The following is a 14,839-nucleotide window of genomic DNA, read 5'->3' on the forward strand; positions in this document are numbered from 1 at the left end:
CGCCTATCACTCCCCCCTACTTTACCCCCACGCATGGAATTTGCCGACAAAAACATCCTCCTCATCGGAGCCTCCTCGGGTATCGGTCTGGCTACGGCCCAGCTGATGAGCAAGCTCAACGCCCACCTCTATACGGCCTCGCGCACCCACTCGCCCGAGCTGGCCGAGCTTAACACCAAATTTATCGAACTCGACGTGACCCAGCCCCTGGGCACAGCCCTCGACGGCCTGCCCGAGGTGCTGCACGGCGTGGTCTACTGCCCTGGCTCCATCAAGCTGCGCCCCTTCGAGCGGATTCCGGTAGCCGATTTCCAGGCCGATTTCCAGCTCAATGTGCTGGGGGCGGTGCAGGTGCTGCAGGCCTGCATGAAACGGCTCAAAAAAGCCAATGGCGCTTCGGTAGTGCTTTTCAGCACGGTGGCCGCCGATACGGGCATGTCCTTCCACGCCAGCATCGCCACGGCCAAGGCCGCCGTAGAGGGCCTCACCCGTGCGCTGGCCGCCGAGTACGCCGGCAGCAATATCCGCGTCAACTGCGTGGCCCCTTCCCTTACTGATACGCCCCTGGCCGCCGCGTTGCTCAACAGCCCCGAAAAGCAGGAGGCCGGCGCCAAGCGTCACCCCTTGCAGCGCATCGGTCAGCCCCAGGATCTGGCCTACATGACGTCTTTTTTGCTCTCCGACCACAGCTCCTTCATCACCGGCCAGGTTATGCCCGTCGATGGCGGCATGGGCCGGCTGAAGTAAGCGTTTGGCAGCTATTTGTCGAACTTCTGCGGTTGAACCACGTGCTTAGCTGAGCGCCGGGGATAGTAACCCCATTCTTCCCAACATCCGGCGCTCATCCAAGCCCTCACGACTCTCCTATGAAAATCGTTCTGTTCTGGCACCGGCGCGACCTGCGGACCCACGACAACGCGGGCCTGGCAGCGGCCCTGCAAAGCGGCCATCCGGTGGTGCCGCTGTTCATCTACGACCGTGAAATTCTAGATCTGCTGCCCACTCGCCACGATGCGCGCGTCACGTTCATCTACGACCAAGTGGAGCGGCTGGGCGCTGCAACCACAGCGGCCGGCGGTAGCTTTCTGGCCTTTTACGGCCGGCCACTAGATGTTTTCGAGCAGCTGCTGACTCAGCACGAGGTGGCTGCCATCTACACCAACGAGGACTACGAACCCTACGCCGCCGAGCGCGACGGAGCGATGGCAGCGCTGGCCCAACGGCACGGAGCCGGATTTCACGCACTCAAAGACCAGGTGATATTTGCCAAAAGCGAGCTGCTAGGCAAGTCGGGCAAGCCGGCGCGCACCTTCGGCTCCTACCGCAAGGCTTGGCTGGAGAAGGTGCAGGACGCGGACTTGCAGGCGCATCCGTCGGCCGAACTGTTTACGGCCGCAAACCTGGCTTTTCTGCCCGACACCCCGGCCCGGCCCACGCTGGCCGAGATGGGTTTCGAGCGGCACGAACAGTTCGTGCCCGCCGCCGAGCTGCCCGCCGAAAGTTTGGTGCGCGACTACCACAATACGCGCAACCGGCCGGGCCTTGTCAACAGCAGCACCCGCCGCTCGGTACACCTGCGCTTCGGCACGCTGAGCGTGCGCGAACTCATGCGCCAGGCCCAGGAGCTCAATCCCAAGCTGCTGGCCGAGCTCATCTGGCGCGACTACTTCATGATGCTGCTCTGGCACTACCCCGGCACGGCCACCGAGAGCTTCGACCCGCGCCTGCGCCAAGTGCCCTACCGCAATAATGAGGACGAATTTGCGGCCTGGTGCGCGGGCCAAACTGGTTATCCGCTCGTTGATGCCGGTATGCGCGAGCTTAACGCCACCGGCTACCTGCCCAACCGCGCCCGCATCGCCACGGCCGGCTTCCTGGTGAAGCACCTACTAATAGACTGGCGCTGGGGCGACCGGTATTTCGCCGATACCCTGCTCGACTACGACATGAGCCAGAACGTAGGCAACTGGCAGTGGATGGCCGGCACCGGCGTAGTAGCCGCTCCCTGGTTCCGGGTCTACAGCCCGCAAAGTCAGCTCGAAACCTACGACCCCGACCTAACCTACGTGAAGCAGTGGGTGCCCGAATACGGCACCGCCGCCTACCCCGCCCCCATCGTCGACCACAAATTCGCCCGGCAGCGGGCCATCGATACGCTACGCGCCGCCTACCGGGCGGAGGTTTAGCACGAAACACTGCACGAAACCCCGTTGTTATAGCCCTATGAAGCAGCCCACTACCGCCGCGCCCGAAGCGGCCACCCCCAAAATTCGCATCAAGCAGGCTTATTTCGATTACGTGCTCAAGAAGGGGCACCCACCGATGTCGGTCTATAAGCTCACCCAGAAGCTGGGCCTGCCCGAGCAGGAGTTCTACCGGGTATATGCCAACTTCGACGCCATCGACCGCGAAATATGGGCGGATTTCGGCCGCGAGGCCCGCGAAACGGCTGCCCGCGAGCCTGTCTGGGAGCAATATGGGGCCCGCGAGAAGCTGCTGGGCTTCTATTACACGCTTATCGAAATCCTGAAGCGAAACCGCAGCTACGCCCTACAAAGCCTACGCCACTCCTTTGAGCGCCGCCCCATGCCCGGCCTCACGCCCCGCGTACTCGACGATTTCCGCCAGGATTTTGAGGAGTTCGTAGGGGAGATTCTGCGCGAGGGCCGCCGCACCGAGGAAGTAGCCGACCGCCGCCTCATCCAGGATGGTTACCCGCGTTTCTTCTGGCAGCAACTGTTGTTCGTGCTCGGCTTCTTTGCCAAAGACGACACCATCGACTTCGAACGCACCGATGCCGCCATCGAAAAGGCCGTCACGCTCAGCTTCGACCTCGTGGGCCGCAACACGCTGGACTCGGCCGTAGATTTCGTAAGGTTTCTGCTGCACAGCCGGCGGCGGTAGATTATCATTTGCCAGTTTCTAGTTACTAGAGCTTTTTCTACACTTTTGATGGAATTTGGGGTGTGGTAATCCATCGCAATTACCCCAACGATGTAAAGGAGGAAGAGTGGGCTTTTGCCGCCTAGTATCTGACGCTGATGAGCGAATCGGCTCCTTAATAAGCGTATCCGTTGCTCACTTTATTCAACACCTTGCGCTACCTGGCCCACACTGGCTGCCCCTAGCGGTACCTCTTCCATGGTCTGCGCCCTTGATCCACGATCTACCAACAGTGGACACGCGGGTGCGATGCGCAGTTTTTTGAGGCTATTGTGCATGAATTGAACGAGTTGCAGCCCATGTTATTGGGTAGAGCCCCGACGCCAACCACCATTATGCTCGATGGGCCTATGCTGCAAAACACCCCCAAAAGTGGGCAGCGGACAGGCTATAACGGAGCCAGAAAGCACAAGGACAGCAAGGCATACATTGCCGTCGATATGCTGGGCCATCTGCTGAGCGTATTGTTCACCCCAGCCAACGAGCAGGAGCGGGCCCAGGTCGGGGACGGTGCCGACATGTGCAGGAAATAATGGACCAAAGTGTGCTGGGCTTTGGCGATAAAGACTACACGGACGAGGCAACCGAATATGCCGCTGCGATTCATGCGATTCATGATACTGGTCTACAGGTAATTAATAAGCCAGAGGGGCAAACCGGGTTTGTGTTCCTGCTCCAACGCTATGTAGTGGAACGTAGTTTTGCTTAGCTCAGTCGTTCTCGCCGCCTGGGCCGCAATTACGAATACCTGAGTAACACCTTGTAGCAGCTCCACTTTCTCTACTTTGACTGTATTAGGCTCATCAAGCATGCGACAAGTAAATAACGGGCTCTAGACCAACTTAGACTGAGGTGGCCCGACAGAAGCAACGAAGAAGTACTGGGAATTAAAGTCCCATAAAATCGGCAACGTGGCAACAGATGACAAAGTATTTGGCGGTTCGTTTGCTTACTGAATCGGGCTTTGCATATAGGTGTATAATTTTGAAGGCATTGCACAACAGGAAGATCTGCCAACAGAATATTCTACAAAGCCAGCCGGAGTACTATCGACTTAGGAGCTAATTGGTATATTTTACTGTTGGATTGAATATTTTTATAAATAGTTGCGTTATGTCGGGGCCTAGTTATCGGTTTCCGACGAATTAGCCCTGTATTATGAACGAGTTGCGGCCGGTTGCTTATACCTGTTTTAGCCGTTGCAGCTTTCCTTTTTAGCACCTGCTTTCATGTCTGTTCCACTGCCTCTTCATCGCCATTGGCTTTGTCTCGAATGCCACCGCGAATTTAATTTGCCCACCACCAACGTACTACCCGACGTGTTGCGCTGCCCTCACTGCCAGGGCCTGACGGTGTACCGCAGCCTCAACACGGCCCGAGCGCTATCCGAAGGCTGGCCCATGCAGGCCGTGTTGGCGCTGATTTCGGCCGGCACTGGTCTGTTGCGCCCCGAACAGCCCCCGTACGCTATGGAACCGTCCCAAATCCGGTGCCTGACTGCGGCAGCATAAGGGTCTGCCGTATCCCTGATTCCCCTTAATGGGTGCTCCCCGTAGCATAGGTCGATTAAAAATCAGAAAAGCCACCTCAATTGAGGTGGCTTTTCTGATTTTCAATCGACCTATAAAATTCGTCCAATCCGAGCTAATCCGGGATCTAGCGAAGCGGGCCTTTCATGCCCATCATTTTGGCCATCTGGGCCATGCCGCCCTTGGTGCTGCTCATTTTGTTCATGGTGCGCATCACTTTGCGCATATCCTCGAACTGCTTCATGAGGGCATTTACCTGCTGGATATCGGTGCCGGAGCCCAGGGCCAAACGGCGACGGCGTGAGCCGTTGAGCAACTCGGGCTGGGCCCGCTCTTTGGGCGTCATGCTCTTGATGATGGCCTCAATAGGCTTGAAGGCGTTGTCGTCGATTTCTACATCCTTCATGGCCTTACCCATGCCCGGAATCATGCCCACCAAGTCCTTTAGGTTGCCCATCTTCTTGATCTGCTCCAACTGGGAGAGGAAGTCGTCGAAGTTGAACTGGTTTTTGCGGATCTTCTGGTTGATGCGCTTGGCTTCCTCCTCGTCGAACTGCATCTGCGCCCGCTCCACCAGCGAAATCACGTCGCCCATGCCCAGGATGCGCTGGGCCATGCGGTCGGGGTAGAACAGGTCGAGGGCTTCCATCTTCTCGCCCGTCGAGATGAACTTGATGGGCTTTTCTACCACGGCCCGGATGCTCAGAGCAGCACCACCGCGCGAGTCTCCGTCGAGCTTGGTAAGCACTACGCCGTCGAAGTTGAGGCGGTCGTTGAAGGTTTTGGCCGTGTTCACGGCGTCCTGGCCCGTCATCGAGTCCACCACGAACAGGGTTTCGCTCGGGTTCACGGCCCGCTTCACCTGCTCGATTTCGGCCATCATCTGCTCATCGACGGCCAGGCGGCCGGCGGTGTCGATGATGACAACCTTCTTGTTATTTTTGCGGGCAAACTCGATGGCATTGCGCGAAATGTCCACCGGGTTCTTGTTCTCGGGCTCCGAGTACACGTCCACGCCCACCTGCTCGGCCAGCACTTTCAGCTGGTCGATGGCGGCAGGGCGGTACACGTCGCAGGCCACGAGCAGCACGTTGCGGCCCTGCTTTTTAAGGTGGGCGGCCAGCTTGCCAGCGAAGGTAGTTTTACCCGAGCCCTGCAGGCCCGAGAGCAGAATCACGGCCGGATCACCCTTCACCTGGATGTCCTGCTTTTCGCCGCCCATGAGCTGGGTAAGCTCATCATAGACGATTTTGGTCATCAGCTGACCCGGCGACACGGCCACGAGCACGTCGCGGCCCATGGCCTCATCCTTAATTTTATCGGTGACTTCCTTGGCCACCTTGTAGTTCACGTCGGCGTCCACGAGGGCCCGGCGAATTTCCTTCACCGTGGCGGCGACGTTGATTTCGGTGATGCTGCCCTGGCCTTTGAGGGTTTTAAAGGCTTTGTCGAGCTTGGTGGAGAGATTATCGAACATGAATCGCTGATTTGCGCTGGTTGAATCGCTGATTTACGTTGATTAACCGTGATTTCGCTGATTATGACGGTCTGACGTCTGCAATCAGCGAAATCACGGTTAATCAACGTAAATCAGCGATTCAAAAGTAACCAGAAAAGCCCGAAAGGCCGCCAGCGCGTACCTTCGCTGCGCTGTTATTTCCCTGTTCCGTGCCCGAATCTACCGCCCGTCCGCTCCGCCTGCTCGTTATCACCTATTACTGGCCGCCTTCGGGGGGCGCAGGCGTGCAACGCAGCCTCAAATTCGTGAAGCACCTGCCCGAGTTCGGAATCGAGCCCACCGTGCTTACCGTGGATGCGGCGCAGGCGGCGTATCCGGTGCTCGACGAGAGCCTGGCGGCCGATATACCGGCCGGCGTGCGCGTCATCCGCACCGGCACCTTCGAGCCCTTCGACAGCTACAAGCGCCTTACGGGCCGCCAGCAGGTGCCCTACGGCGGGTTCGTGGGCGAAAGCAAGACGAGCCGGGTGCAGCAACTGTTCAAGTTCGTGCGCGGCAACCTGTTCATTCCCGATGCGCGGCGGGGTTGGAACCGCTATGTGCTAGAGGCCGTGGCCAAATTGGTGGCCGCCGGCGAGCAGTTCGACGCCGTGCTCACCAGCTCGCCCCCCCACTCCACCCAGCTCATCGGCCTGGAGCTCAAAAAACGCTACAGCCTGCGCTGGCTGGCCGATTTGCGCGACCCCTGGACCGATATTTATTACTACCAGGACCTCAACCACACGCCCCCGGCCCGCTGGCTCGATGCCCGCTACGAGCGGCAGGTGCTGGAACAGGCCGACGTGGTGCTGGTAACCAGCCCCCACACCAAGCGGATTTTCGCGGGGAAATCGACTAAAATTGACCCAGCCAAAATCGAAGTACTGCCTAACGGCTACGATGAAGCCGACTTTCGGGAGCCTAGCCAGCCGCCCCAGGATGCGCTGGTGGTCACGCATACCGGCACCATTTCGGAAACCTACCGCATCGACCAGTTTCTGGGCGCGGCCGCCGAATGCGCCCGCCGCCACCCCGACGTGCCGCTGCGGCTGCGCTTCGTGGGCAAGGTTTCCGACGGCATCCGCCAGCAGGTGGCCGCGGCCGGACTAGCCGAGCGCACCGAGTTCGTACCCTTCGTGCCCCACGCCGAATCGGTGGGTTACCTGCTGCGCAGCACGGCTTTGCTACTGGCCCTGCCCGACGTGGCCAACAACCGGGGTATTCTGCCGGGCAAGGTATTCGAGTATCTGGCCGCCAACAAACCCATTCTGTGCGTGGGCCCCGTGGGCTCGGATGCCGACCTGCTGTTGCGCGAAACCGGCGCCGGCCGCACACTACCCCCCGATGCCACCGCCGACCTGCTCGACGCCTTCGAGGGCCTGGTAGCCCGCTGGCGCATCAACCCCAACCTCGACCTACCCGGCCCCCGCCCGACCCGCTACTCCCGCCGCGCCTTAACGGAACGGCTGGCGGGGCTAGTTGCGGTGAATCAGTGATTCGGTGAATGAGCGAATGGCAGTGGAAAACACGGTCGTGCTGAGCGCAGCGGAGCGGAGTTGAAGCATCTCTACCACTTCGTTGCCAAACTAACCAGTTGACAGGATTAACGCTGCGGTAGAGATGCTTCGAATCCGCTCAGCATGACACCGTTTTGTTCACTCCCTCACCGCTCCAGTAGCCCGCGCAACTTGGCCGGCACCAACCCCCAGGCGCGGGCCTTCAAATCCGTCCACGACGAATGAGCAAGCTGCTGCCCCTGCCACTCGCCGATGGCCTGGGCCAGGCGCTGGGCCAGGGTGCGGTAGTGCTGGCGGTGGTAGTGGCGCAGGTTATTACTGACGTCGGCGGGCGTTTGCACAAAGTCGCGCACATCGAGCAGGAAGCAGTTTTCGGCCGATGCCACGAACTCGGCCAAGGCGTGGTTCATGGTTTCGTGGCGCTGCCGGGCCCCGGTTTCGCCCGAACCGGGCACTTCTATTTCGGCCCCGTTGAGCAGGAAAATGGGCACGGTGGCCGGCACCTGGGCCCGCAGCCAGCGCAGGTTCTGCTTAAATTCAGCGGGCGAAATCTGGCCTTCGTGCTCGAAATCCTCCGCGAAGCGGCGCAGGAAGACTTCATCCAGCCCCTGAAACCGGCGCTGGGCGTAGCGGGCAGCCTGGGCGGCGGGCGGTTGGGCCGTGAGGTCTTGGTAGGCGCCGAAGGGCACACGGCGGCCGGTAGCCCGCTCGCGGTAGAGGTTCTGGGTGAAATCCATCAGGGGGCTGTACACCAGCACGTCGTAATCGGGCCGCCAAAGATGCGTTTCGAAGGCTTCGCGGCCTAAAAAGGGCAGTCGGGCAGCCAGACGCTGCTGCTCTGCGGCGGGCCACTCGCGGGTGGCCCGCAACAGGGCCGTATGCTCCAGGTGGACCGGAATCTGGTGCTCGTTGTTGAAGTTAAACTCCTCGGCTACGCGCAGGTCGAAGGCCTGCAGAAAGGGCGTGAGTTGGCCCAGGTCGCAGCCGCCTTTCAGCAGCACCCGGAGTTGGCTAGTTGCCGATACGACTTCGGGCTCTGGGGCGGCGGAAGCTGCCTGCAGGGTAATCCAGTCGGGTTTCTCCGCTTGATTTAATGCTGTGGCCACGTCGCCCTGCACTTCCAGCTCCGGAAAACCAAGGTGCGCGTAGGTGAACTGCTCGATGCCCAGGTGCAGGATGCGGCAGGAAAACACGAACTGTTCCAGGCGGTTTTCGGCCGAGTTCAGGCAGTAGATTCCTACCAGCCCGTAGTCGCCGAACCGGTCCTGGACCCGCACGGTACCCCAGCGGCGGGCCGGGTCGTGTAGGCTGGCGTCCAACTCGGGTAGCGTAGTGCGGCGCTTGGTGAAATTGAGCTGGTTGGAGCGGTTGATGAGTTCTTCGAGCCGGCCCGCGTCGGGCAGTACGGCCGCCAGCCCTTCGCGCAGCTCAATGCGCACCTGGGCATCGCGCAGGAAGGCCAGGTTGTCGTTGTACGCGGTGCGGGCCTGCTGCTGGCGCTCCAGCAAGCGGTACTGTTCGAGACGCGCAAACGTAAGGTCGGGCTTGCCAGCAGCCTGCAGCAGCGGGGCCAGGTAGGGCAGGTCGGCGGGGTCGGCCACCTGCAGCTCAGGGTTGTAGAACTGCGCCTCGGCCCGGTTGATGGGGTTATCGTCGAGGAACAGGGCGTTAGGGGCCCGCAGCTGCATCTGTTCCAGCAGCTCCCTGATAACCGGCCCTTTCGGCTGCCAGCTGATGCGCGCAAACACGAACAGCTCCCAGATGCCCAGTTCCCGCAGCTTCGCCTCAGCGGGGGCAAAATCGTTCTTGCTGACGATGGTATGCACGATACCGCGGGCGGCCGTGTCGCGCACCAGTTGCAGGTTTTCGGCCAGCGCCTCCACTGCGCCTTCCGAGAGCGTACCCCGCCAAAACGTGTCGTCGAGGTCCCAGATGACGAGCTTGATGGGGTGGGGAAAAGCGCTGGTGGACATGGCAAAGGGTAAATCAGCTGTCATCCTGCACAGCGCGAAGGACCTGTGCAGAGGCTATAGCCTTTGATTGACTTCTGCAAAGGTCCTTCGCGCTGTGCAGGATGACAGGTTTGGGCGTGGCACAAAACTACGCAACCTGCCGCCGGAATGCCTACTTTTGCCCTCCCCCGCCCTTCCCGACGGCTCCTGTCACCTTTTCTCCTTCTCACCCGCAATGGCTCTCGACCTCAATCATAAATCCATTCTGGTAACCGGCGGTACCGGCTCATTCGGCAAGCAATTCGTCGAAACCGTGTTCAAGCTCTACCCGCAGGTCAAGCGCCTGGTGGTGTACTCGCGCGATGAGCTCAAGCAGTACGAGATGTCGCAGATATTCCCGCACAGCGAGTTCCCAGCCATCCGTTATTTCATCGGTGATGTGCGCGACGCCGACCGGCTCAAGCGGGCCTGCGAGGGCATCGACATTATTGTGCATGCCGCTGCCCTTAAACAGGTGCCCGCCGCCGAGTACAATCCGATGGAATGCATCAAAACCAACATTTTCGGGGCCGAAAACGTGATTAACGCCGCCCTCGACTGCGGTATAACCGATGTCGTAGCGCTGAGCACCGACAAGGCCGCCGCCCCCATCAACCTCTACGGTGCCACCAAGCTCTGCTCCGATAAGCTGTTTGTGGCTGCCAACAATATGAAGGGCTCGCGCGATTTGCGCTTTTCGGTGGTGCGCTACGGAAACGTAATTGGCTCGCGGGGCTCGGTAGTACCGTTTTTCCTGCAACGCCGCGAGTCGGGCGTACTGCCCATTACCCATCCCGACATGACGCGCTTTCATATCTCGCTCGATGAGGGCGTGGATTTGGTGCTTTATGCGCTGGAGCACAGCTGGGGCGGCGAGATATTCGTGCCCAAAATTCCGAGCTACAAAATCACGGAAGTAGCCGAGGCCATCGGCCCCGACTGCCAGCAGGAAATCGTGGGCATCCGCCCTGGCGAGAAGTTGCACGAGGAGATGATTACCGAAACCGACGCCCTCAGCACCGTCGAGTTGGACAAATATTACGTTATCCTGCCCTTCACCCCGCGCTGGGACGTGGATGAGTTCATCCGTCACTTCCACGGCCGCCGCGTGGAGGCCGGCTTCCACTACGATTCCAGCAACAACACCGACTGGCTCACGGCCGAGCAGATACGCGAGGAAATCCGCCAGCACGTCGACGCAGGGTTTGTAGTGTAGGGGCTCGCCCCCGCTCGCCGCGAAAACAATGCGTTGCGGGCCTCTAGCTACCGGGCGAGGGGTCCGTTTAATGGCGGGCGGGGGCAAGCCCCGCCACTACAGTGCACCCCGCCACTTGAGTTAGCCAAACAACTACTCCGCCGCCATACTTTTGGGTTTATGAACGCCTCTGATTTCCAGCCCACCCGCCCCATCGCCTACGGTCGTCAGCACATCACCGAGGCCGACGAGCTGGCCGTGCTCACGGCCCTGCGCTCCGATTATCTCACGCAGGGGCCACTGGTGGCGGAGTTTGAAGAGAAATTCGCGGCTTACGTAGGGGCCGACTACGCCGTGGCCGTGAGCAACGGCACGGCGGCGCTGCACCTGTGCGCGCTGGCGCTGGGCGTGCAACCCGGCCAGCGCGTCATCACCACTCCCATCACCTTTGCCGCCTCGGCCAATTGCGTGCGCTACTGCGGCGGCGAGGTCCACTTCGTCGACATCGACCCTGCCACGGCCCTGATTGACCTCGCGGCCGTGCGCCGGCTGCTCGAAAGCCACTCCAAAGGTTATTTCCACGGCCTGATTCCGGTGGATTTCGCGGGCCTGCCCGTGAACCTGGAGCAGGCGCGGCAGCTCTGCGACGAGTTTGGTCTGTGGCTGCTCGAAGACAGCTGCCACGCACCCGGCGGCTCGTTTATCGACCAGCAAGGACAGTCGCAGAACTGCGGCAACGGGCAGTTTGCCGATCTGGCTATTTTCAGCTTTCACCCCGTCAAGCACATTGCAACCGGCGAGGGCGGCATGATCACCACTAACCGCCGCGACCTGTACGAGCACCTGCTGCGCCTGCGCACCCACGGCATTACCAAAGACCCCACCCAACTCAGTCGCCCCGACGAAGGCGGCTGGTACATGGAAATGCAGGAACTGGGCTACAACTACCGCCTGCCCGATATGCTTTGCGCCCTGGGCATCAGCCAACTCACCCGTGCCGATGCGGGCTTGGCCCGCCGCCGTATGCTGGCCGCCCACTACGACGCGGCCTTTGCCGAAATGCCCGCCGTGCAGCCCTTGGCCGGTGCGTTGGGCCACGCCTACCATTTGTATGTGATTCAGGTAGAAGACCGCCGGGGCCTGTACGAGGCGTTGCGCGAGAAGCAGATTTTTACGCAGGTACACTACATTCCGGTGCATCGTATGCCTTATTACCAGGGCCTGGGCTGGCTGGAGGGTGACTTTCCGCTGGCTGAAGCCTACTACGACCACTGCCTGAGCATCCCGCTGTTTCCGAGCCTGACCGATGAGGAGCAGCAGTATGTGATTGATTGCATCCAGGAGTTCGTTTTGCCGAACGAGGTGCTGTGAAAAAGGTCGGCATCATTTCCCAGGCCCGCATGACCAGCACCCGCCTGCCCGGCAAAGTGCTACGGCCGGTTGGCGGCCGGCCATTGCTCGACTATCACGTAGCCCGGCTGCAAGCCAGCGGACTTCCCCTATACCTGGCCACCACCACTAACGCCACCGACGACCCACTGGCCGCCTTCGGTGCGGCCCACCAACTGCCCGTCTGGCGCGGCCCCGAAGACGATGTACTAGCCCGCTACCACCAGTGCGCCGCCGCCCACGCCCTCGACGTTATCGTGCGCGTCACCTCCGACTGCCCGCTGCTTGATGGTTCGCTGCTGGCAGCGGCCGTAGCGCAGTACCTGGCCGCCGACAACCCGCGCCTGTACCTTTCCAACGTGCTGGAGCGCACCTACCCACGCGGCTTCGACTTTGAAATATTCTCGCGGGAGCTGCTCAACGAAGCCTTTCAGCACGCCACTACCGCCTCCGACCGGGAGCACGTGACGCCTTACATCCACCAGAACCGCTCGGGCCAGGTACAGTTTGCCCACGTAACCCGCCCCACCGACCGCAGCGCCTACCGCCTCACGGTAGATACCGCCGAGGACTTCGAGCTGATTCGGCGGCTGCTGGAGGAGTATCAGGCCGATACACTGGGAGCCGAGGAGCTGATTACGCTACTTGAGGAACGTCCGGAACTAGCGGCGCTTAACGCGCATATCGAGCAGAAGAAGCTGTAGAGTTAAATTACGTTTATCATCTGTTCCAGAAGTCTTATAATACACTGTCGCATGCGTCAACAGAAGCGCGTAACACGCCATCTTTTTTATTTCACTAAGCTGAAGGCTTGGGATACCATTACGATTACAGCATACCTATTTTTATCGCTACTACTTTGGCAATATTCTAAAATAAGTGAATACAGTGAAGCAGGAGATGCTATTTTCTGTTACGGAATTTTCACCCAACTATTCCTTTATTTCATGAATTATAAATCACTTCGCAATGCCTCCGTGTATTTTTTCTGGGTTTTGGTAGGCTTTATACACTTCGTAGTGTATTTCTACTTAAAGGACAATCCAGCACTACAGATAGCCAACAAACATCCTGTAACTATATTAAGAAATACTATTTTTCTTTTGCTATTATTTCAAATTTTGCGTTTTATCAGCCTAAAATTCCAAGCAATGGAATTGGTAGCCGTGGGCCGAGGGCCGATTGACGCATTTGATGGAAGGAAAATAACTATAATAGATTCAATATCTACTATTTTTTATTCGGCATCTACGATAATATTATCACTCATTGATTAGCGAAAGTCCCATGCGCCTCCTCCTCCGAGCCGATGGAAACGCCCGCATTGGCCTGGGCCACGTGATGCGCCTGCTGGCGCTGGCCGAAATCCTGCGGCCCGATTTCGCGGAGCAGGTTTTCCTTATTCGCGAACCCGATGATGCCTTAGCGAAACAGTTGGCGGTGGCGGGCGTGGCGGTGCTGGCCCTGCCCATTCGCACCCTGCCCGAAGAAGCCGCCGACCTCGCCGCCCGCGTGCTCCGGCCCACCGACGTGCTGGTGCTCGACGGCTACGATTTCCGCTACGATTACCAGAACACCATGCGCGGGGCCGTGCACCGCCTCATCTGCCTTGACGATTTGCACGCCTTCCCGCTGGCCGCCGACCTGGTGCTCAACCCCGCTGGCGGCCCCACGGCGGCCGATTACGAGCTACGCCAGCCCGGGGCCCGTCTGCTTAGCGGCCCCGCCTACGCCCCGCTGCGGGCCGCGTTCCGCGAGGCTGATCCGGGCGAAGATGCCGCGGCGGCCCCCGACCCGTTTACCGTGTTCGTGTGCCTGGGCGGTGCCGACCCTACCCACCAGACCCGGCGCGTGGCCACCGAGCTGCTAGCCCTACCGATGGTGGCGCAGGTGCATGCGGTAGTCGGCAGCGCCTACCAGGGCTGGGAGGCGCTGCACGCCTGGGCCGCCGGCCAGCCCAACCTCTCGCTGCACCGCCACCTGGGCGCTGCGGAGCTGGCCGCGCTTATGCGCCGCTGCGGCGCGGCCGTGTGTTCGGCCAGCACTATCAGCTACGAGTACTGTGCGGCCGGCGGCGGCCTGCTGCTGCTGCTGCCCACCGCCGAAAACCAGCACGACCTCGACCACTACCTGCGCGCCGCCGGCCTGGCCCGGCCCTTCACCGCGGCCCCCAACATCCTCACCTCGCCCGAAGTCGGCCGGTTGGCCGCGCAGTTGCGGGCCGCCCAGCGCCGGGTGTTCGACGGGCAGGCCCCAATGCGCCTGCGCCAAGAGCTGCGGGCCCTGCTGCTGCCCCCGCCGCCTTTTGCCCTGCGCCCTGCCACGGCCACCGACTCGGCCCAACTGCTGGCCTGGACCAACGAGCCGGCCGTGCGACGGTTTTCTTTCAATGCTGAGCCCGTGGCCGAAGCCGACCATGAGCGGTGGTTTGCGGCCCGACTAGCCGACGACCACGCCCTGCTGCTGCTGGCCCAGGATGCCGCCACGGGCCGTTCAGCCGGCCTCATTAGGTTTGCGGTGGAAGCCGAAACTGCCACGCTTAGTTACCTGCTTGACCCCGATTTCCGAGGCCGGGGTTTGGCACCGCTGTTGTTGCTGGCCGGCACCCGGCGGCTGTTGGCGCAATTTGCGCAGGTGCGCCGGGTGCTGGGCCACGTGCAGGCTGCCAACGCCGCCTCGGTGCACGCCTTCGAGCGGGCGGGTTTTCAGCGGCAAACTATGGTGAGTCCGGCTAATTCACTTATGTTTACCTGGCTGGGACCGGGGTGATTTCACCT

13 protein-coding genes are annotated in these 14,839 nt (G+C 60.6%); 11 read left to right on the forward strand and 2 right to left on the reverse strand.

Going from position 1 to position 14,839, the window contains the following annotated elements:
• The first annotated feature begins 33 nt into the window (after window positions 1–33).
• The 5 genes from CDA63_RS14650 to CDA63_RS14675 all read left to right on the forward strand — a co-directional run bounded on the left by CDA63_RS14650 (window position 34) and on the right by CDA63_RS14675 (window position 4,454).
• Window positions 34–747 (forward strand): SDR family NAD(P)-dependent oxidoreductase, encoded by a 714-nt coding sequence (locus CDA63_RS14650; RefSeq protein WP_088465210.1) that lies wholly within the window; start codon window positions 34–36, stop codon window positions 745–747.
• A 119-nt stretch (window positions 748–866) separates the two neighbouring features.
• Window positions 867–2,186 (forward strand): cryptochrome/photolyase family protein, encoded by a 1,320-nt coding sequence (locus tag CDA63_RS14655; RefSeq protein ID WP_088465211.1) that lies wholly within the window; start codon window positions 867–869, stop codon window positions 2,184–2,186.
• A 37-nt stretch (window positions 2,187–2,223) separates the two neighbouring features.
• Window positions 2,224–2,904, forward strand: coding sequence for a TetR family transcriptional regulator C-terminal domain-containing protein (locus CDA63_RS14660; RefSeq protein ID WP_088465212.1), 681 nt, complete (start codon window positions 2,224–2,226; stop codon window positions 2,902–2,904).
• Window positions 2,905–3,278: 374 nt separating this feature from the next.
• Window positions 3,279–3,476 (forward strand): transposase, encoded by a 198-nt coding sequence (locus CDA63_RS14665; protein ID WP_262490665.1) that lies wholly within the window; start codon window positions 3,279–3,281, stop codon window positions 3,474–3,476.
• Between the two features lie 696 nt (window positions 3,477–4,172).
• The gene (locus CDA63_RS14675) at window positions 4,173–4,454 is read left to right on the forward strand and encodes an Rpo12/RPC10 RNA polymerase subunit family protein (RefSeq protein ID WP_206780463.1); all 282 of its coding nucleotides are present in this window, start codon (window positions 4,173–4,175) and stop codon (window positions 4,452–4,454) included.
• Between the two features lie 145 nt (window positions 4,455–4,599).
• Here CDA63_RS14675 and ffh read toward each other — a convergent pair whose 3' ends face one another.
• On the reverse strand, window positions 4,600–5,949 hold the full coding sequence (gene ffh / locus CDA63_RS14680; protein ID WP_088465216.1) for a signal recognition particle protein: 1,350 nt from the start codon (window positions 5,947–5,949) through the stop codon (window positions 4,600–4,602).
• A gap of 191 nt (window positions 5,950–6,140) precedes the next feature.
• On the opposite strand from ffh, the gene CDA63_RS14685 reads away from it, so the two are divergent.
• Entirely contained in the window at window positions 6,141–7,466 is a 1,326-nt protein-coding gene (locus CDA63_RS14685; protein ID WP_242434683.1) for a glycosyltransferase family 4 protein, read from the forward strand.
• A 167-nt stretch (window positions 7,467–7,633) separates the two neighbouring features.
• On the opposite strand, the gene CDA63_RS14690 is transcribed toward CDA63_RS14685, so the two are convergent.
• A complete protein-coding gene (locus CDA63_RS14690) occupies window positions 7,634–9,460 on the reverse strand; it encodes a hypothetical protein (RefSeq protein WP_088465217.1) in 1,827 nt (608 codons plus the stop codon).
• A 214-nt stretch (window positions 9,461–9,674) separates the two neighbouring features.
• Here CDA63_RS14690 and pseB point away from each other — a divergent pair, with 214 nt between their 5' ends.
• From pseB to pseG, 5 genes are all read left to right on the forward strand, one after another.
• Complete coding sequence (gene pseB, locus CDA63_RS14695; protein ID WP_088465218.1) at window positions 9,675–10,694, forward strand: UDP-N-acetylglucosamine 4,6-dehydratase (inverting); 1,020 nt, start codon at window positions 9,675–9,677, stop codon at window positions 10,692–10,694.
• A 159-nt stretch (window positions 10,695–10,853) separates the two neighbouring features.
• Window positions 10,854–12,044: a UDP-4-amino-4,6-dideoxy-N-acetyl-beta-L-altrosamine transaminase gene (gene pseC, locus CDA63_RS14700; RefSeq protein WP_088465219.1), complete on the forward strand. Its 1,191-nt coding sequence runs from the start codon at window positions 10,854–10,856 to the stop codon at window positions 12,042–12,044.
• The gene (locus CDA63_RS14705; protein ID WP_088465220.1) at window positions 12,041–12,766 is read left to right on the forward strand and encodes a cytidylyltransferase domain-containing protein; all 726 of its coding nucleotides are present in this window, start codon (window positions 12,041–12,043) and stop codon (window positions 12,764–12,766) included. Before pseC ends, CDA63_RS14705 begins: the two co-directional genes overlap by 4 nt.
• A 51-nt stretch (window positions 12,767–12,817) precedes the next feature.
• A complete protein-coding gene (locus CDA63_RS14710) occupies window positions 12,818–13,339 on the forward strand; it encodes a hypothetical protein (protein WP_088465221.1) in 522 nt (173 codons plus the stop codon).
• 10 nt (window positions 13,340–13,349) lie between these two features.
• Entirely contained in the window at window positions 13,350–14,831 is a 1,482-nt protein-coding gene (gene pseG / locus CDA63_RS14715; RefSeq protein WP_088465222.1) for a UDP-2,4-diacetamido-2,4,6-trideoxy-beta-L-altropyranose hydrolase, read from the forward strand.
• Window positions 14,832–14,839: the final 8 nt, after the last annotated feature.

It is taken from the genome of Hymenobacter amundsenii (assembly GCF_002204745.1).
GTDB classification, from domain to species: domain Bacteria; phylum Bacteroidota; class Bacteroidia; order Cytophagales; family Hymenobacteraceae; genus Hymenobacter; species Hymenobacter amundsenii.

Coding starts and splice junctions, on each gene's coding strand:
- CDA63_RS14710 (WP_088465221.1), top strand. CDS start 12,818: ATGCGTCAACAGAAGCGCGTAACACGCCATCTTTTTTATTTCACTAAG.
- pseG (WP_088465222.1), top strand. CDS start 13,350: ATGCGCCTCCTCCTCCGAGCCGATGGAAACGCCCGCATTGGCCTGGGC.
- pseB (WP_088465218.1), top strand. CDS start 9,675: ATGGCTCTCGACCTCAATCATAAATCCATTCTGGTAACCGGCGGTACC.
- CDA63_RS14650 (WP_088465210.1), top strand. CDS start 34: ATGGAATTTGCCGACAAAAACATCCTCCTCATCGGAGCCTCCTCGGGT.
- CDA63_RS14690 (WP_088465217.1), bottom strand. CDS start 9,460: ATGTCCACCAGCGCTTTTCCCCACCCCATCAAGCTCGTCATCTGGGAC.
- CDA63_RS14660 (WP_088465212.1), top strand. CDS start 2,224: ATGAAGCAGCCCACTACCGCCGCGCCCGAAGCGGCCACCCCCAAAATT.
- CDA63_RS14675 (WP_206780463.1), top strand. CDS start 4,173: ATGTCTGTTCCACTGCCTCTTCATCGCCATTGGCTTTGTCTCGAATGC.
- CDA63_RS14665 (WP_262490665.1), top strand. CDS start 3,279: ATGCTCGATGGGCCTATGCTGCAAAACACCCCCAAAAGTGGGCAGCGG.
- pseC (WP_088465219.1), top strand. CDS start 10,854: ATGAACGCCTCTGATTTCCAGCCCACCCGCCCCATCGCCTACGGTCGT.
- ffh (WP_088465216.1), bottom strand. CDS start 5,949: ATGTTCGATAATCTCTCCACCAAGCTCGACAAAGCCTTTAAAACCCTC.
- CDA63_RS14655 (WP_088465211.1), top strand. CDS start 867: ATGAAAATCGTTCTGTTCTGGCACCGGCGCGACCTGCGGACCCACGAC.